The 18,716-nt window shown below is 44.1% G+C and carries 15 protein-coding genes; 4 read left to right on the top strand and 11 right to left on the bottom strand.

The genetic code is table 11. The features are described 5' to 3' along the window. Positions 1 to 147 precede the first annotated feature (147 nt). Both fghA and BCU75_RS09440 read right to left on the bottom strand, forming a co-directional pair. Positions 148 to 987, bottom strand: coding sequence for an S-formylglutathione hydrolase (gene fghA, locus BCU75_RS09445; protein WP_102473664.1), 840 nt, complete (start codon positions 985 to 987; stop codon positions 148 to 150). A 157-nt stretch (positions 988 to 1,144) separates the two neighbouring features. After that, the gene (locus BCU75_RS09440; protein ID WP_102473663.1) at positions 1,145 to 2,293 is read right to left on the bottom strand and encodes an S-(hydroxymethyl)glutathione dehydrogenase/class III alcohol dehydrogenase; all 1,149 of its coding nucleotides are present in this window, start codon (positions 2,291 to 2,293) and stop codon (positions 1,145 to 1,147) included. A 322-nt stretch (positions 2,294 to 2,615) separates the two neighbouring features. On the opposite strand from BCU75_RS09440, the gene BCU75_RS09435 reads away from it, so the two are divergent. Then, entirely contained in the window at positions 2,616 to 2,960 is a 345-nt protein-coding gene (locus BCU75_RS09435) for a DMT family transporter (RefSeq protein WP_102473942.1), read from the top strand. A 195-nt stretch (positions 2,961 to 3,155) separates the two neighbouring features. On the opposite strand, the gene BCU75_RS09430 is transcribed toward BCU75_RS09435, so the two are convergent. The 3 genes from BCU75_RS09430 to mpaA form a co-directional block, all read right to left on the bottom strand. After that, positions 3,156 to 4,064, bottom strand: a complete 909-nt coding sequence (locus tag BCU75_RS09430; RefSeq protein WP_102473662.1) for a DUF4435 domain-containing protein — start codon at positions 4,062 to 4,064, stop codon at positions 3,156 to 3,158. 6 nt (positions 4,065 to 4,070) lie between these two features. Further along, positions 4,071 to 5,213 (bottom strand): AAA family ATPase, encoded by a 1,143-nt coding sequence (locus BCU75_RS09425; protein WP_102473661.1) that lies wholly within the window; start codon positions 5,211 to 5,213, stop codon positions 4,071 to 4,073. A gap of 416 nt (positions 5,214 to 5,629) precedes the next feature. Beyond that, positions 5,630 to 6,334 (bottom strand): murein tripeptide amidase MpaA, encoded by a 705-nt coding sequence (gene mpaA, locus BCU75_RS09420; RefSeq protein WP_102473660.1) that lies wholly within the window; start codon positions 6,332 to 6,334, stop codon positions 5,630 to 5,632. Between the two features lie 149 nt (positions 6,335 to 6,483). Between mpaA and BCU75_RS09415 the strand changes: the two genes are divergently transcribed. Beyond that, the gene (locus BCU75_RS09415) at positions 6,484 to 8,109 is read left to right on the top strand and encodes an ABC transporter substrate-binding protein (protein ID WP_102473659.1); all 1,626 of its coding nucleotides are present in this window, start codon (positions 6,484 to 6,486) and stop codon (positions 8,107 to 8,109) included. A 104-nt stretch (positions 8,110 to 8,213) separates the two neighbouring features. Here BCU75_RS09415 and BCU75_RS09410 read toward each other — a convergent pair whose 3' ends face one another. From BCU75_RS09410 to BCU75_RS09395, 4 genes are all read right to left on the bottom strand, one after another. Next, positions 8,214 to 9,626 (bottom strand): fructose-specific PTS transporter subunit EIIC, encoded by a 1,413-nt coding sequence (locus tag BCU75_RS09410; protein WP_102473658.1) that lies wholly within the window; start codon positions 9,624 to 9,626, stop codon positions 8,214 to 8,216. 13 nt (positions 9,627 to 9,639) lie between these two features. After that, positions 9,640 to 10,080 carry a PTS sugar transporter subunit IIA gene (locus tag BCU75_RS09405; protein WP_102420624.1) on the bottom strand — a complete coding sequence of 147 codons (441 nt, stop codon included), beginning with the start codon at positions 10,078 to 10,080 and terminating at the stop codon, positions 9,640 to 9,642. Between the two features lie 259 nt (positions 10,081 to 10,339). Then, the gene (gene manA, locus BCU75_RS09400) at positions 10,340 to 11,557 is read right to left on the bottom strand and encodes a mannose-6-phosphate isomerase, class I (protein ID WP_102473657.1); all 1,218 of its coding nucleotides are present in this window, start codon (positions 11,555 to 11,557) and stop codon (positions 10,340 to 10,342) included. Positions 11,558 to 11,673: 116 nt separating this feature from the next. Beyond that, positions 11,674 to 13,578, bottom strand: a complete 1,905-nt coding sequence (locus BCU75_RS09395) for a PTS fructose transporter subunit IIABC (RefSeq protein WP_102473656.1) — start codon at positions 13,576 to 13,578, stop codon at positions 11,674 to 11,676. A 378-nt stretch (positions 13,579 to 13,956) separates the two neighbouring features. On the opposite strand from BCU75_RS09395, the gene BCU75_RS09390 reads away from it, so the two are divergent. Both BCU75_RS09390 and BCU75_RS09385 read left to right on the top strand, forming a co-directional pair. Beyond that, positions 13,957 to 14,796, top strand: coding sequence for a helix-turn-helix transcriptional regulator (locus tag BCU75_RS09390; protein WP_102473655.1), 840 nt, complete (start codon positions 13,957 to 13,959; stop codon positions 14,794 to 14,796). A 574-nt stretch (positions 14,797 to 15,370) separates the two neighbouring features. Then, positions 15,371 to 17,149, top strand: coding sequence for a sodium:solute symporter family protein (locus tag BCU75_RS09385; RefSeq protein WP_102473654.1), 1,779 nt, complete (start codon positions 15,371 to 15,373; stop codon positions 17,147 to 17,149). Positions 17,150 to 17,298: 149 nt separating this feature from the next. Here BCU75_RS09385 and BCU75_RS09380 read toward each other — a convergent pair whose 3' ends face one another. Together BCU75_RS09380 and BCU75_RS09375 are read right to left on the bottom strand one after the other, a co-directional pair. Beyond that, a complete protein-coding gene (locus BCU75_RS09380; protein WP_102464926.1) occupies positions 17,299 to 18,072 on the bottom strand; it encodes a PTS sugar transporter subunit IIA in 774 nt (257 codons plus the stop codon). Between the two features lie 8 nt (positions 18,073 to 18,080). After that, positions 18,081 to 18,419 (bottom strand): PTS fructose transporter subunit IIB, encoded by a 339-nt coding sequence (locus BCU75_RS09375; protein WP_102473653.1) that lies wholly within the window; start codon positions 18,417 to 18,419, stop codon positions 18,081 to 18,083. Between the last annotated feature and the right edge of the window lie 297 nt (positions 18,420 to 18,716).

Here is an 18,716-nt window from a genome sequence, read left to right as displayed (position 1 = left end):
ATTGACACACTGTTCATCAATCTCCATTAAGACAGCATGCTTATGACAATCTACTCACAACGCAATGTTCATATTCTTGCGAATAAATAACAGGCACAAAAAAGCCCACACCTAAGCTTTTGCCAGGTGTGGGCTAAATAGGTATGACTACTTGTTTAGGTAAGCTGCGTGGAACTCAATATGCTCATCAATAAAGCTAGAGATGAAGAAGTAGCTGTGGTCGTAACCTGGCTGCATACGTAGTTCTAGGTCAGCGTTAGTTACCTTAGCGGCTTCTACAAGTTGTTCAGGCTTAAGCTGTTCAATTAAGAAGTTATCGGCTTCGCCTTGGTCTACCAACATTGGTAGTTTAGTACCTTTGGTCTTTAGAAGCTCAGAAGCGTCGTAGTGCTTCCACTTTTCAATATCTAAACCTAGATATTGGTTGAATGCTTTTTGTCCCCAAGGGCATTGCATTGGGTTCGTGATTGGGCTGAATGCTGAGATAGAACGGTAGTTTTCTTGGTTCTTGATACCAATCGTCAGCGCGCCATGTCCGCCCATGCTGTGACCAGAAATAGATTTCACAGAAGTCACTGGGAAGAAAGACTCGATCAAGGCGGGAAGCTCTGTTACCACGTAATCATACATGCGGTAATGGCGGTCCCATGGTGCTTGAGTGGCATTCACGTAGAAACCAGCACCTTGGCCTAAATCGTAACTTTCATTGTCGGCAACGCCTTCGCCGCGTGGGCTAGTATCAGGCGCAACAATCGCAATGCCTTGTTCTGCCGCGGCTTTGAAAGCACCGGCTTTTTGCATAAAGTTTTCATCGGTACAGGTTAAGCCTGATAACCAATACAAAACAGGAACTGGGTTTTCTTTGCTTGCGTTAGGTGGCAAAAAAATCGCAAAACGCATGTTGCAGTCAAGCGTTGTAGAAAAATGGGTGTATTGTTTGTGCCAACCACCAGCAACCTTTGCTTGGCTAATGTTTTCGATTGTCATCTATTGTGCTCCGTTAGGTTGATGGTTTTTGGGAATAGCGTGTCTGTGTTAATTAAAGTTTCACCACCTACCGGGCAGGAGGTGGTGAAGACAGTTTCGCTCTGATGTTTAAGTCAGAACTGTGGTCTCGACACTTAAGTGCCGAGACCAAGGAGTATTATTTATCCATGTGTAGAACAGTGCGGATAGATTCACCTTTGTGCATGAGGTCGAATGCTTCGTTTACGTCTTGCAGGCCCATTGTGTGAGTGATGAACTCTTGAAGTCCGAACTCACCCGCCATGTAACGGTTTACGATTTCTGGAAGCTCAGAGCGGCCTTTAACACCACCGAAAGCAGAACCACGCCATACACGACCAGTCACTAGTTGGAATGGACGAGTTGAGATCTCTTGACCTGCACCCGCAACACCAATGATTACTGATTCGCCCCAACCTTTGTGACAGCACTCAAGTGCTTGGCGCATCACGTTTACGTTGCCTATACACTCGAAAGAGTACTCAACGCCGCCGTCTGTCATATCAACAATCACTTCTTGGATTGGCTTGTCGAATTTCTGTGGGTTAATGCAGTGAGTCGCACCAAGTTGTTTTGCTAGTTCGAATTTGCTCTCGTTGATGTCAACACCAATGATGATTTTCGCACCAGCCATACGAGCACCGATGATTGCAGAAAGACCAATACCACCTAAGCCGAATACAGCAACATTATCGCCTTCTTCTACTTTCGCTGTGTTTAGCACTGCGCCCATACCGGTTGTTACGCCACAACCTAGAAGACAAACTTCTTCAAGTGGTGCATCTTTGCTTACTTTCGCTAGTGAGATTTCTGGAAGTACAGTGTACTCAGAGAAAGTAGAGCAACCCATGTAATGGAAAATTGTTTCGCCATTGATAGAGAAGCGGCTTGTACCGTCTGGCATTAGGCCTTTACCTTGCGTTTCACGAACCGCTTGGCATAGGTTAGTTTTACCAGATTTACAGAACTTACATTCGCCACATTCAGCGGTGTAAAGTGGGATAACGTGGTCACCAATCTCAACACTTGTAACGCCTTCGCCGATCATCTCAACGATACCGCCACCTTCGTGACCAAGAATTGAAGGGAAGATACCTTCTGGATCGTCACCTGATAATGTGAATGCGTCAGTGTGACAAACACCAGTAGCAACGATGCGAACTAGAACCTCACCCGCTTTAGGAAGTTGTACATCTACTTCTTCCATTTTTAGTGGTTCGCCAGCTGCCCATGCAACCATTGCTTTTGATTTGATATGAGTTTGACCAGGTTTAATTTCGATTGTCATTGGATGTTTCCTATATATGTCAGTACAGCGGATAACTGTGCAATTAGCTTCAACCCGTTAAGAGTAGTTGAGCTTAATTGTTTCCGCTCTCTCGTTTTGTTGGAGCTAGTATAGGTGTGAGTGCATGTTTTGATAATCCCCTTAAATAGAAAATGATTATTACGTATTTGTAATAATAGGCGTATTCAGAAGGGTTCAGAAAGGAGGGTTAGTTACTCAGAAAATCTAAGGACACTGTAAACAGGAACTATGTAGGTAAGACATTTATTAGAAACAAATGGGGCGTAAGCTTTCCGCCTATTTTCTCGTTGTAGATTCAAACATGCTTTTATCTCTCCCACCTCCAGTGATGCTATCATTCGCCATCGTGCTTGAAGTTGTCGCCACTTCTCTATTACCTAAAACGCAGCAGTTTACTTCTCTACCTGCCACTGCCGCGGTATTGGCTAGCTATGGCTGTGCCTTTTATCTGTTGTCTCTAACGGTGCAAACCATGTCTTTGGGTGTGGCGTATGCGATTTGGTGTGGGGCTGGGATAGTGCTAGTCGCAGCTCTGTCTTGGTTGGTCTATGGGCAAAAACTCGATATCTTCGCGATCATAGGCATTGCTTTGATTCTGGCAGGCGTGGTGATTATCAACTTGTTTTCGACGTCGGTGAGTCATTGATTTTTCTAATTTCTTGCAGGCTGGATAGCAGCTAAATCATTTCTTGATTATTGCCAATTAGAGCATGCTTATATAATAAATGTATTTTCGAACTATCTAGCAATTTGTGTTTTTTTAAATTTAGTATTGTAATAATTAAGTGACATCTTTAATTTAAAGGAGGGGAATAAAACCCCTTCGATGGATAAGCACAATTTAGTGGTATGTATCTTTGTATAAGTTGATATCATTATTAATTTTTGGCATACACGTATCGCAAGGAATATTACCGACTTTCACCAATACACGTGGTTGTGTCTGCCTTTTTTTAAACTCACTTATATGTTGACCAGATTTATCGCCGAAACGATCTTTATAATCAGCTTTAGCAACTTCAAAGGCTTTATTAACAACGTTTTGGCAGATAGCTTGCATTACCTCTTCTATGTTGTGACCTCGCACAAACAAAAATATATTATCCTTCGTTAGCCCTTTGTTTTGAAGAGATACAAGTAATTCGTCTTCGAGGTTAAGTGGTTCAATGACTAAATCACTGTAGTTACTACTAACTTCGATTTTAATTGAGTCTATTATCTCTTGTAAACCGCTCGTCTCAGTGCGATTAGTCTTTAAAAACCGAATAAAATCAGGGTATAGCTTTCTTGACCAAGAGGAAATCGAATACCATATGTCATTATCTGCAATAAGGTGATCGCAACACGCGGCAGTTTTACATATGGAGTCTAATCGTCTTGGGTGCCACAATAAGTTCTCGATGGAATAAGCATATGTTTGAAAAACGAATTCACTAGAAAAAATATCGTTATTCAAGTCCATTAAATAGTCGTAATCGCTGTCCAGTGCTACTATCAGAAACTCACCTAAATCAAGAGTTCCGTTTCTGATATCGCGAATTATCGTACCTTTACCATTGGCATCAGCCGAAAACACATATGCTACTACTTCAACATCGACAGATTGTTCAAGAAATAGGTTTCTCCAAAAGGGAACATCCTCATGCCCTTCAACATATACTCTAACTTTTTGCGATGGTTCAAAAACCTGCGTGGCTTCCATAAAGTCTGAAGAGATACCAAAACTGGCACCAGCGATTACTTCACTCATGCTATGTTAAATTCCTTTAAGATCCAAACAATTACCTAACCAGCCATTCATTACCAAACTAGGCGAGTGAGTGGCAATGATAAATTGGTTATTTGGTGCAATTTCAGCCAAATCACTAATTAAACTCTTTTGCCAATTAACATGAAAGGATATTTCTGGTTCATCCAATAGGAAAGCCAATACGCGATCTTTATAAAAATATACAGAAAGGAATAAGTATATTAATGTTTTTTCTCCACGAGAAAGTAAATGCCAGCAAATTACCTGTGGCTCTTCATCAATATTATTTGAAGTAATGCCTAGAGTTATTTTGTTATCATCATCGCGAACAATACATTTCCCCGACTCTTTGAAGTATCGATTCAAAGTGTCCATAACACTTTCTATTTCATTTAGTGAATTAGCAATAGATTTAAATTCACTAGAATTCATTACGTCGGAAACCGTGTTGTCTTGGTTTACTTTCCTAAATTCTAAAACTTGTCGTTTATTTAGTTGAGATTCTCTTACTTGAATCGTATCTCGAATAAATGCCAGTCTAGTATCAATTGAACTACTATAGGCATACCTATAGAAAGCACTACCTGATGATATTTCTTCTGAGTTGTGCAGAGCATTACGATCTTCTTGAAAAATGAAGCCAAGAGATTTTGACGTTAAATAGCTTTCGATCTCTTCGTTAAATTCATTTTCCTGATTGATCGTTTTACGCCATTGCTCTCCTTTAGGCATAATATCAAAGTCTATGAAACTGACCGAGCCATCGTTATCACCATTTTCATGAACAGCCTGCACAGCCTTTAACAGTTCCAAATCAAAAAAGTCTTGTTCATCTAGCAGTTCATCGACTTCTTTATCAACCTTTTCAAGCTGAGCATAAGGCAACACCAATGTTTGAGCTGATACATTGGTGTTAAAAATAAGCTTAGATCCCCAGAATCTATGCTTGGATGTGGATGGTTTTTGGTGTTCTTTAGGACTACCAACAAGGCTATCAAAAATCACATTAAGCATCGAACTCTTGCCAGAACCGTTGATGCCGGTCAAAAACGTAACTCGTTCTTTGAATGGAATAGAAATTTTATCTTTTCCACACCAATTTAAAAGTTCAATTTTGGCTATATGGTTTGGTTTGTTTTCGAGATTCACTTAATAAGTACCCTGTTAAGAACCAAATACGTCAATCTATATACTATAAGAAGCTCGAATTTTAGACTGCTGCTTAAGATTTAAACGTTTTCAGGTTGTTTTTTTACACCACACAAATACTATAACAACTACCCCTTATTATAAATAGAAATCTGTCTTAACTCTGATTTTGGAAGCGAAGCTGCATTGACATGGCTACATACGGATAGCTTAACTTCAAACTTCTCATGGCGAAGATATTCTTGAACTTTGGGATTTAGTTGCCCCTAAAAAGTGATACTTCCTCCACTTTTATTTCCATCTAGAGGAGGCTCAAGTAAAAAGAGGAAAGCTAACCAACCGAACTAACGTGTTTTATCTACATATTATTTTGTTATTTTTAAACTTCTGAATCACCGAAATTTACCGGAGCTTACCTAGTCACCACGCCCCAACGCCGCCACAAACGCATCCAAATACTGCTCGATAGTCAGATCCGCTGAAACGGGCGGTAGCTCCACGGTGATGCACGGTAGGTTTCTTTCTTGGCACCAAGTGCCGAATGAGCCTGGGGTTTCGTAATCGACGTCTTCGACAAGTGGTAGGTTGAACTGTTTGCCCAGCCAAATGGCGAGTTCAGATTGGGTTGGGTCGTCGACCATAGCGAGTGGTTCGTGGAAAGAGATGACGAACTTGGGTTGGCGCTGTTCGATGAGGTTGATAAGCGATTGCACTTCCGGTTCAAGTTGATCGGCTTGGCCGGTTTTAACTTTTACATCTCTTACTGGGGTGTGAGAACTCCAGCGATAGACGGTGCCGTTTTCTGTCCAATTTTGCGTTGGGAAGGCGCGGTTCAGATCGACTTGGTTTGCGTTGGCGCGAGTGCCGAGTTGATTGCCGTCTGGGTTCATCGATAAGATAACATCGTGTCGTAAGTTGGCGGCAGGCAAACTTCTTAGCGCGCAAGATAAACCTGCGATAGAAGCGGTTTCATCGCCGTGTGTACCCGCTAAGATCAGCCCGCGAGATTCGCTTTCTATTTGCGCAGGGAAATAGAGCAAGGGTGCACCCAACACCGACTTTCCATATGACAGCGGCTTTATCGAAAACGCAGCTCTTTCCGTTCTTGGAATTAAACTCACCTTAATCTCCTGATTGATCAAGTAGTATCAAAGAGTCACTACTATTTAGATGACCTCTATTAAATAAACCATAGCGTCAAAACTCGTCAACCGTCGCATTGTTAATTTTATTACTTTGCTTCAAAGATAGGCTAGGAGAGCAAAAAAACATGGATTTTAAGAAACATTCAACGGCTTTAATCATTTCATCTTTATTGACCCCTTTTATCTCAGTGACTGCCGTTGCTGACACATTGCCTGCCGGAACTTCTCTGGCGAAAGAGCAACATTTGGTACGTGCCAATGATGCAGAAGCTGCGACACTCGATCCGGCGAAGGCAGAAGGCTTGCCTGAAATGCACATACTGCGTGACCTATTTGAAGGTTTAGTAATTCAAGACCGCGATGGCAATATCACCCCGGGTGTTGCGGAATCTTGGGAAACCGAAGACAACCAGACGTTTGTATTCCACCTGCGCAAAGATGCGAAATGGTCGAATGGCGATCCAGTGACGGCCGATGATTTCGTGTATGCGATAAGACGAGCGGTCGACCCTAAACTCGCTTCGCCAAACGTGTGGTATCTCAAACTCACCAAAATCAACAATATTGCTGACGTAGCAGAAGGTAAGAAGCCTGTTGAAGATTTGGGGATCTCTGCAGTCGACAAGCACACGGTGAAGTTCGAACTCGATAGCAAAGTGCCTTACTTTGTGGCGATGACAGGCCACACCTCCATGATGCCCGTTCATAAGGCAACGCTAGAGAGCAGCGATAAACCATGGAGCGATCCCAAGCAGTTTGTGGGCAATGGCGCGTTTGTGTTGGACGAGTGGGTGATTAACGAGCGTATTGAACTGAAGAAGAACACGAAATATTGGGACAGTTCAGATACCAACTTAACCCAAGTGACTTACATTCCGTTTGAGAACCAGAATGCGTCGATCAACCGTTATGCGGTGGGCGAGGTGGATATCACATCTGATGTGCCGACACATATGGCGCAGCAGCTTAAGACTAAATACCAAGATGCGTTTACTGCAGTGCCTTTGTTGTGTACTTACTACTACGCATTCAATACCACACGACCTCCGTTTGATGACGCGAGAGTGCGTAAAGCGGTGTCGTATTCCATGATGCGTGATGTGATCACCAATGGTGTCACTCAGGTGGGTAACTTGCCGGCTTATACCTTTGCTCATGAATACACGGCAGGCTTTGATGCGACTCAGCCTGAATACAGCACATGGACTCAAAAGGAACGCGACCAAAAAGCGAAAGAGCTGTTGAAAGAAGCGGGGTACGATGCAGCTAATCCATTGGATTTCAAGCTGCTTTACAACACCAGCGAATCGAACAAGTCGATCGCAGTGGCTATCGCGTCCATGCTGAAAGGCAACCTAGACGCGCAAGTTGAGTTAGAGAACCAAGAGTGGAAGTCTTACCTAGTATCACGTCGCCAAGGTGATTTTGATGTAATGCGAGCGTCTTGGTGCGGTGACTACAATGAAGCGTCGACCTTCTTGAGCCTATTGCGCTCAGAGTCATCGGGTAATTTTGCTCGTTACAACAACGACAAGTACGACTCAGCGATGGACAGCGCATTAGCCGCAACCAATGAGCAAGATCGCCAAGGTTTCTATGATCAAGCGGAGCAGTTACTGGCTGAAGATATGCCTATCGCACCAATCTACTACTACATGCAGGCTCGCCTAGTGCGACCAAGTGTTGGCGGCTTTGCAAAGAACAACGTGGAAGGGCGCATCTATTCTAAGGATCTTTATATCAAGCAGTAGAACGCTTTGAACATGATATAAAAAAATCCCCATTCGCTGACAAAACGAATGGGGATTTTAGTTACTAGGGGGTAGTAATTTTATCTTCTAACTTTTTTCAGGTTCTAAATAGCCACCATGTCCGCGGCTTTCTTCATCGCTTCTTTCGTTGAACACTCAATCACGTTCGCGTTAGCAAAGCGGTGAGCGTCTTTCACTTGAATATCGTGAGCCAAGATAACCAGTCTCGCATTCGCCACATCTAGGTCGCTGATGCGGTTTTGAATACCGTTTTGACCTTGTGTTTCTACCTTGATTTTTAGACTTGCCGCCGCACCTGCTTTCTCTAGAGCTTTCGCTGCCATGAAGGTGTGTGCAACACCAGAAGGGCAACATGTTACGGCTACGATGTCGTACTCGCCTTCGCCTGCTACAGGCGCTGCTTGAGCTTGTACTGGCGCTTCAAGCATGTCTTCTTCTGATTCAACCGCGACTGGTTTCCAGAAGCCAACGATAACCGCTGTAGTTAGTGAGCCAAGCGCAATACCGACAACGTACATTGGAATGTTGCTTGATACTGGCGCAGTGATTAGGCCGCCCCACGGTGCGTGCAGTAGTACGTCTGTCATGAAGCCAAACACACAACCCACGATACCACCGGCAACGATTGAAGGAAGCACGCGCATTGGGTCGTTCGCTGCGAACGGGATAGCACCTTCAGAGATACCGATAGAACCCATGATTGCCGCCGCTTTACCTGCTTCTTGCTCTTGTTTCGAGAACTTGTTTTTGAATAGGAACGTTGCCAGTGCCATGCCTAGAGGTGGTGTACAAATCGCGATGCCTACGCCGCCCATTAACCAAGGTTGTGTGTCTACTTGAGTTTGAGCAAATAGGGTCGCTACTTTGTTGATAGGGCCGCCCATATCGAATGCAGTCATACCACCAAGGATTGTGCCTAGAACCATCTTAGATGCGCCAGCCATTGAAGCTAGGAACTCGTTCATTGAAGACATGAACAGTTTGATTGGCTCACCGATGCCCCACAGTACGATACCTGCAGAGATTAACGTACCTAGAAGCGGGTAGATGAAGTAAGCACCTAGCGCCGTCATGTTTGCAGAAAGCGGGATCTTCTTAAGTTGGAACACCACGCCACCGGCGATAAAGCCTGCCACTATACAGCCAAGGAAACCGCCGCCCATGTCAGCCATGATGCCAGAAGAGATCATCGCAGGTGCTAGTGCTGGTTTATCTGCAATGGAGTAACCAATAAAGCCGCCAAGAATGATTGGGAAAAGAACAAGGCCTTTGATACCGATATTAGAGATGTCTGCCAGCAAGCCGTCGGCTGGTACCGCACCTTTGCCTGATGCCATGACCGCTAAAGCCAGTAGAACACCACCGGCTACGATGAAAGGCAGCATGTGTGAGGTTCCGAAAAGCAGGTGGCCTTTCATGGTACTAAGGATTTTTTTAAAGTCGCTACTACTGTTTTTATTATTGGTATTCGTAGCTTGAGTTGTTAGGGTGCTCATAATTTTCTACGCCTTATGAATTAATTAAAATATTAAGGATCTGTTGTTCGTCTTTTGCGTTATGGATATCTTGAATAAATTCATCGCTGAATTTTCCAAATAGTTCTTGTAGTACATAAATATGATGGTCAGCACCGTTGTCGGGTGAGGCAATCATAAAAAATACGGTTGGATTGATGCCGTCTTCATCGCCATACTCGATACCTTCACGCTTAACACCAACAGCGATTGCCGGCTCAGTTACCGCCTTGCTTTTTGAGTGTGGGTAAGCGATACCATCCATTGAGGTGATGCTTTGAGATTCACGAATTTCAATGTCTGCCAAGAAGGCTTCTTTATTACTGATTCGGTTGCTCTCAAATAACATGCCTGCCAATTCTTCAAACAGTTCTTTTTTATTATTCGCTTGAAGGTTGTTATTAATTAAGTTGACGTTGGTTAGCTGTGTGATCATTTATTAACTCATTCACTATTGAAGTTCTTGAATTAAAATTAATGGATTAACCCGATTCGCGAAATAGCAAATAAAAGCCCTTCACTGTACATTTGTATCCAGCAAAATTAAGTGTGATTTGCATCATTAATGCTGTGTGATATGGGTCATACTTGATGGCGTTTTTGACTATGTTTTTGATATGCCAATAAGCTTCGTCAGAAACAAAAATGCCCCGCATGAGCAGGGCATTAAGACTTTGTACTGATTTGTGAGGGAACTAGCTGTAAGCGCGCGCTACGCGTCCAACGCAATCCAGTTTGTAACTCTCAGCATAAGCCGGAATGAACACGGATTGGCCTTTCTCTATCACGCAGGTTTCGCCACATTGGTGAGTGAGCTCCATGGACTCATCAAGCGGCAATAGGATCTCGGCACCTTCGGTGGTGATCTGTCGTTGATGCGAATTTTGCACGATAGAGAACTTAAAGTCCTCAACTGGAATTTGGTATTCCATCACATCGCCTAGCTCAATCGGGCTGAGCAGTAATCTATCCGCAGGTTTTTCATTAAATCGAGTACAAGAAACCAACTCATTTACGTCCATGTATTTAGGCGTCAACCCAGCGCGAAGCACATTGTCTGAGTTCGCCATGATTTCTAAGCCCGTGCCTTTGATGTAAGCGTGGGGTGTTTCGGCATCCAAATACATGGCTTGCCCTGGCTTTAGGGTGATCACATTCAATAGCAGCGGTGCAAACAGGCCGACATCACCTGGGTATTGATCTTCCAGTTCTGAAATCAATTGGAATACACGTTTATCTGAAAGCTTGGCCTTCATGATCAACATGGTAAGCGCCATGCCTTTTTGCTCGCCCTCCAAAGACAACAAGCTTGCGAAGAAGCAAGCTAATCCATTGGGTGTTTGGTCGCCAGTTAAGTCGTTAACCATTGAATGCAGCTCTGGAATATCGAGGTAATGAAAGTGCTCTAGGATCTCGTTGATCGACCTAAAGCCATTCATCGCGGTGTAGTCGGTTAGGGCATACACCAGTTCGGGTTTGTGATTGGCATCTTTATAGTTACGGTTGCCTGCCGTCATCGGAATACCTTGTTGCTCTTCGAGGGCATATCCAGATTCGGCTTGTTGCTTGTTTGGGTGCACTTGAACCGAGAGTGCTTTCTCTGCCGCCAACACCTTAAACAGATACGGAAGTTCACCAAAACGGCTCGCGACTTTCTCGCTTAGAAACAAGTTTAGGTTCTTAGAAATCAAGCTCGACAGGGTGGTCTGTTGCCCGTTGTCAGTGACCATAGAGCAACCATTCGGGTGAGCGCCCATCCATATCTCTGCTTGCGGCTCACCAGATTGGTTATCAATACCAAACAGTTGGCTAAACGAAGAAGGACTACCCCATGCGTAGTTTTGAATCACGTTGGTCATAGGGTAGAAAAAACGTTGCACGAACGAGTCGTTCGCTAAAGAAAAATCAGACATCGAAATCACCATGAAGGGAAACATGGCTTGAGCTCTATTCGGCCTATTTGCAACTAAAGTATTAGCTACTAAAAAAAGTAGAGTAGAAGGGCTCAAGCCATTGGAGTTGAAATGGCTTAAGCCGCGGCTGTCGTTAGCTTGGCTTTGCGTAGATTTTTAAGCGCGATACAAGTAACCGCAGTTACGCCCGCACCTGATGCCATGCACAGAAGAGCCAGCAGTGGGTAGTTCATTGCGCCTAGTAGAGCGACAACTGGACCACCGTGAGCAACGCTGTTGGTGATGCCGAATGAGAACGCCATAACCGCTGCTGTCATTGAACCAAGCACGTTGGCAGGGATAACCGACATTGGATCTTGAGCTGCGAAAGGAATCGCACCTTCAGAGATACCCACTAAGCCCATTGCGCCAGCGGCTTTACCTGCTTCAATTTCAGAAGATTCGAACAGGTCGAATTTACGGCCAAGTCTGGTTGCGATAGCCATACCCAGTGGAGCGACAGGAATTGCACACGCCATCGCACCCATGAATTGAGTTTGACCGCTGGCAATCATGCCCACGGAGAACAGGAACGCCACCTTGTTGAATGGGCCGCCCATATCGAAACCAGCCATGCCACCAAGCACGATACCAAGCAGAACCACGTTGCCTGTGCTCATGCTGGTTAGCAGTGCCGTAAGAGCATCCATTAGTCCAGCGATAGGTGCGCCAATCACAAAGATGAACAGACCTGCGATGAATAGAGAACCAGTGATCGGAGCGATCATGATAGGCACAAGCGGTTGAACGAATTTGTGGTAGTTAAACGAGGTGATCCATTTAACGAAGTAACCAACTAATAGACCTGCGATGATTGCGCCGATGAAGCCTGTACCCGCGTCAGCGCCATAGAAAGAACCGTTGTTAGCAATCCAACCACCGATAAGGCCAGGGGTTAGGGCTGGGCGGTCGGCAATCGCGTAAGCAATGTAGCCAGCTAAGATTGGGATCATCAATGTGAAGGCAACCACACCGACTTCTAGAATTTGGTTCCACATGCTGCCAGCAGGAATTGCCATGCCTGATTCACTTGGCTCGCCACCAATCGCCAGTGCTAGGGCAATCAATAGGCCGCCAGTGACTACGAATGGGATCATGTGTGATACGCCATTCATCAGGTAACGATAAAGGTCTGAACGCGCTTGTGAGGCTTTTTCTACAACAGATTGGTTGGTCGGCGTTTGTTCAGCTTGGTAACTAGGTGCATTGAGAGCTTGCTTAATTAAGCCTTGCGCGTCTTTGATTGGTGCTTTTACGTTGGTGCTAATGACGCGTTTTCCGGCAAAGCGAGCCATGTCGACCTGCTTGTCACAAGCCACGACAATCGCATCGGCACGTTCGATCTCTTCTTGAGTCGGGCTGTTTTTAACGCCAATAGAACCGTTGGTTTCGACCTTGATGTCGTAACCAAGTGCTGCAGCGCCTTTCTCTAGTGCTTCTGCTGCCAAATAAGTGTGTGCAACGCCAGCAGGACAGCCAGTCACGCCAATGATGAAACCTTGCTTCTCAATGTTGGTTTCGGTCGTTGAAGGTTCAGGTTTGGTAAGCAGTAGTTCCAATGCGGCTTGTTCAGAGTCGGCATTCATGAAGTTCTCGATAAAGCCTTCTTCAATCAGTTTTGAAGAAAGCTCTGCCAGTACTTCGATGTGATGGTTATCGCCGCCATCGGGAGAAGCAATCATAAAGAACAGTTTTGATGGCTGACCGTCATCGGCGCCGTATTCGATGCCCTGTCTATGGACGCCGATAACAACCGCGGGTTTGATCACCGCGCTACTTTTTGCGTGTGGCAGGGCGATGCCTTCTTCAAACCCTGTATTACCTTGTTCTTCACGCGCCTTAATGTCGGCAAGAAACTGTCCTTTGTCTGAAATTCGACCTTGTGCATAAAGCACGTCTATCAGCTCTTTAAATACGTCTTCTTTTGAATTAGCGTTAAGCGAAAGCTTAATCAAATCTTGATTGATCAATGTCGTGATCATAATGAACCCCTACTCTGTTTTTATTTTGTTAGGGGTATTCTGGAATCTACGGCTTACCTTCTGTAGTGAAGAAAAAATGCATTTACTGGATGATTGTGGCGTTATAAATAGAGTGTGATTTTGATCGGTCGAATGGTCGTTTTCGAGGCCATGTTGACAAGTTTGATGAGGTGTGGAGACCTTTATTTATAAGGAATTTAGCGTGTTTGGTTTTCCTTGGAATAATGTGCTGTATCAGTTTCTTGACTGGAAATTTATTTCCATCGCTAGATTTTTGTAACCTAGATCTCAAATTGTGATTTTGCTCAATAGCGCTATGTTTCACTTAGGGGTATATCTATTTCCGTAGCCTTATTGCTGCCCATAAGAGTTCGAATAATGATATTTCATGACTTAATCTCCTCTGTGTTAAATGAGCGAGAACCGTTTCATAACATCTGGTTTGCTGGAGATTTTCATACGCCTTCAGCGTGTAGCTATCAGGTGAACTTTCCGCGTTTGGAGTTGGTGTTAGACGGAGAGTACGTTAATGAAATGGAAAGTCATGATCGCAAAATAAACAACGTTATTGCCAAAGCGGGAGACGCGATTTTCATCCCACCCAACTGCTGGAATAAACCCAATTGGGACACGGACTGCTCGGTGTTGAGCATGTTGTTTGGTCGTCGTCAGCTTGGTTTAAGTTTGGTGAGTAAGCGTAAAGGGGAAGAGAGTTTTTACGATATCCAAAAGCACAGTATTCAGACTCGCTCTGGGTTTGCGATTGATAACATCTTGGAGGCGCTCAGCTCGTTAGCGAGAGAGAGCAACAAGCAGCCGATGGATGAGTTATTGCTGCAAGCGCTACTTCAATACAGTAAAACAATGCTAGAAGCCCCCGTCGAAAAATCTCACAGCCGAGTTCAGGATGTGTATCAGGGGATTTGTATCTACATTCAAGAGAACTTCCATCGCCAAATCACTCGAGACAGCATTGCCTCGCGCTTTAGTATTTCATCCAATCACCTGTCGCGAATGTTCCGTCAACAAGGCCACATGACGCTGGCAGAATACATCACCCGTGTACGAATCGACCGTGCTAAGTTTATGCTTAAGAAGTACAACTTCAAGCTTAATGAAGTGGCATTACGTTGCGGCTTTAAGGACGTGAACTATTTCTGTCGCGTGTTTAAGAATCGCACCGGTAGAACCCCAACAGAATACCGTGGTTCAATCTAGTTACCCTCTAAATTACCTTTTTTGATCTGAGTTTATACACTTCAATTTGTATGACTTGATCATCACTACTGACTCCGTGCTGTGGTGATCAATTTGCTTTGTGTTTTCTTCTACGTTTTCTCTTCTCGACGGATTTTCCTTATCTATTGCTAAACCTTTATCTACGCTTCATCTATTTATCGCGTTTCATCAAATAGATCCGATTAATAACAATAAGGGCTGGTTTTGCGAGTTGTTTAATATTTTTCGTACCGTATTTTTAGAATTAAACGTGTAGGACATTAGATATTAACGAAATACATTAAATGGATTTAAAGTAAATTTAATTTCATTTATCGAGACGATAGAATCTTGCTATTGTTGGCTGAGTTGTTGATTGAAATGTTCATAAGATATTGATTTTAAATGTTTAATTTGTGGTGCGTTATTCTTTATTTACTCACGTGTCATTCATGTCTAGAAATCAAATATTCAGGTTTATACGGTTCATCACAATGTTGACTTATAATACTACAAATTAAAAATTCTATGGATAATATGCTCTTCAGATATTCATCATAAAGAAGACTTATACATGGAACTCAATACTCTGATCGTAGGAATTTATTTCCTTTTCCTTATCGCAATAGGTTGGATGTTTAGAACGTTCACCAGTACAACCAGTGACTATTTTCGCGGGGGCGGTAACATGCTTTGGTGGATGGTTGGTGCCACTGCGTTTATGACTCAGTTCAGTGCTTGGACTTTTACCGGTGCAGCAGGCAAAGCATATGCCGATGGTATGGCTGTCGCGGTTATCTTCCTCGCGAATGCCTTTGGTTACCTGATGAACTACCTGTACTTCGCTCCGAAATTTCGTCAGCTGCGTGTCGTAACGCCAATTGACGCGATTCGTATGCGCTTTGGTAGCTTCAATGAGCAAGTGTTTACTTGGTCTGGCATGCCGAACAGTATTGTTTCTGCGGGTATCTGGCTAAATGGTTTGGCGATTATCGCATCGGGTATCTTCGGTTTCGATATGACAACAACCATCGTTCTAACAGGCCTTGTTGTACTTGTTATGTCGGTGACAGGCGGCTCATGGGCGGTTATCGCATCTGACTTCATGCAGATGGTTATCATTATGGCAGTAACGGTAACGTGTGCTGCGGTTGCTATCGTTCAAGGTGGCGGTGTCACTGAGATCATCAACGATTTCCCTGTAGAAGAAGGCGCATCATTCGTTTCTGGTAACAATCTTAATTACGTAAGCATCTTCGGAATCTGGGCATTTTTCATCTTCTTCAAGCAGTTCAGCATCACTAACAACATGTTGAACTCTTACCGTTACCTTGCGGCAAAAGACTCAAAGAATGCGAAAAAAGCGGCTCTTTTGGCATGTATTCTGATGACAATCGGTCCAGTTATTTGGTTCATGCCACCTTGGTTTGTAGCAGGGCAAGGCATCGATCTTGCGGCGCACTATCCTGACGCAGGTTCTAAAGCGGGCGACTTTGCTTACCTATACTTCGTAGAGCAATATATGCCAGCCGGTATGGTGGGTCTTCTTATCGCAGCGATGTTTGCAGCAACCATGTCTTCTATGGACTCAGGCTTAAACCGTAACTCAGGTATCTTTGTAATCAACTTCTATCAACCGATTCTTCGTCCAAACGCGACAGAAAAAGAGTTGATGATTGTTTCTAAACTGATGTCTTCATTTTTTGGCGTCGCTATCATCCTTATCGCGCTATTTATCAATTCGCTAAAAGGTTTGAGCTTGTTCGACACCATGATGTACGTGGGTGCCTTGATTGGTTTCCCAATGACCATTCCAGCATTCTGTGGCTTCTTCATTAAGAAAACCCCGGACTGGGCAGGTTGGGGTACGTTAATGGTTGGCGCAATTGTGTCTTACATCGTTGGTTTCGTGATTACTGCTGAAATGCTACAGAACTGGTTCAACCTAGAACCGTTAACAGGCCGTGAATGGTCTGACTTGAAAGTAGCGGTAGGCCTGATTGCTCACTTAACGTTTACAGGCGGCTTCTTTATTATGTCGACTTTGTTCTACAAACCACTTGAAGCGTCTCGTCAGAAAGATGTCGACACCTTCTTCACGAACCTATCAACGCCGTTGGTTTCTGAATCAACCGCGCAGAAGAAGCTGGATAACAAACAACGTCATATGCTGGGCTCATTGATCGCTGTGTCTGGTGTGGCTGTGATGGCGATGTTTGCTCTACCGAACCCATTCTGGGGAAGAATGATGTTCGTACTGTGTGGCGGTATTGTGTTTATCGTTGGTCTGATGCTGGTGAAAGCCGTGGACGACTCGGTGGAAGATGCGAAACAAGAGAACAAAACGGCTTAGGTAACTAAACCTACAAGATAAGCCATTTAGAATAGAACGGCTGAGCGTAATTGCTCAGCCGTTTTTTATTGTGTGAACAATGGAGATTACAACTAATGGAGTGAGTAACTTAGTTGATTAATAAATTGAATTTAAAAAAGAGAGAAGAACTAAATCAGGCGTGAAGAGATGTACATCAACAGGGCCTGTAGGTCGACACTGCTTCGAGTCTTCTGTAAACGCTCGTTGACCTGATCATGGAGTAGGTTTCGTGTGAGGTTAGTGGCTGCCACAATATGTTCTCGTTGCGGCTTGGTTGGTAGTACTAAAGCGATAGCAACGTGTACTTCGCCGATACGTGAAGCCCAATCGATCGGGTCGTCACTGACGATCACCGCAATGGAGAGATCTTGAGTGGACTCAAACATTACATGAGGCAGTGCGATACCCGGTGACACGCAAGTTGAAGAGCGTTCCTCTCGTTTAATAAACGCTAGAATCAGTTCATCTGGATCTTGTGGGTAAACGAGGTGAGCAAGCCCTTTTAGGCATTCAAATTTGGTCAGTTGAGTTTGTGCTTTGGCATGGTGCCACTTGATGTCACAAGGCGGGCATATCTGTGGCATACGCTGGATTAAATCGTTAGAGAACTCATGGTTCACTTGTGAGCCAACCATGGAGTAATGCTCGGCAATCACGTCTTTTAATACAAAACAAGCTAGCTCTGCATCGATGCCAATGGCGGTGATCTGACACAAATCGCCACGAAGCAAACCCACTTGCAACATCGCGACAGATTTGGAGAGATCGGCGGTTCGATTTTGAGTGATGTTGATAATACGAATGGTACTTTTGAATTTCTTCGCTAAGCGACTAAGGGGCTGCGCGACGTGTGAGTTCGCGGCAGGATCGTCAACAAAGAAGGTGATCTGATATTCATTCATACCGAGGGTTAGGCTCGACCGCTTTTTATGTCGCGACTTGGTTTTAGAGCACGGCAATGTTTAATAAAGACTTTATCAACACTCAACAACACTTCTTCCATTGGAATGAATACGGTTTTAGCAGTATCGAATCGGCTTGGTTGTTCAATGTCGATATCAGAGACGATCAAGACTTTGTCTGCGAGGGAAATGTCCTGTGCAGAGAGTAAATTTTCAATACCCATAGCGCCTTGTGTTTCAACCTTGATTGAAACGTTGAATTTAGGGGCTGTTTTATTTAATGCATCAGCTGCCATATAGGTGTGTGCAATGCCTGTAGGGCACGCAGTTACCGCTACAATTCTCATTATTATTCTCGGCTTAATCTCGCCTCTAGTTACCTTACATAAGCTATCTTGCAACAAACTATCTTGCAATAAGATACCTTGCATAGGGAATTTAGTATGGCAAGTTCGCATCGGGGAGGGGCGATATTGTTATGGGTTCTGTGGATTTTATGGATTGGCGTTTTTTATTCTAAGGTGGACGTCACACTCTGAGTTCTTGGTTACAATAATCCAGTCAATGCACCTTTCGTCCTATATATTGAGTGCCCCCACACCGTTAATCTTTTCATCTTATTGACCTCTTTATCTCATTCACTC

The organism is Vibrio splendidus, assembly GCF_002873455.1.
Lineage (GTDB): Bacteria > Pseudomonadota > Gammaproteobacteria > Enterobacterales > Vibrionaceae > Vibrio > Vibrio splendidus_J.
This window is presented reverse-complemented; position numbering and strand designations above follow the sequence as displayed.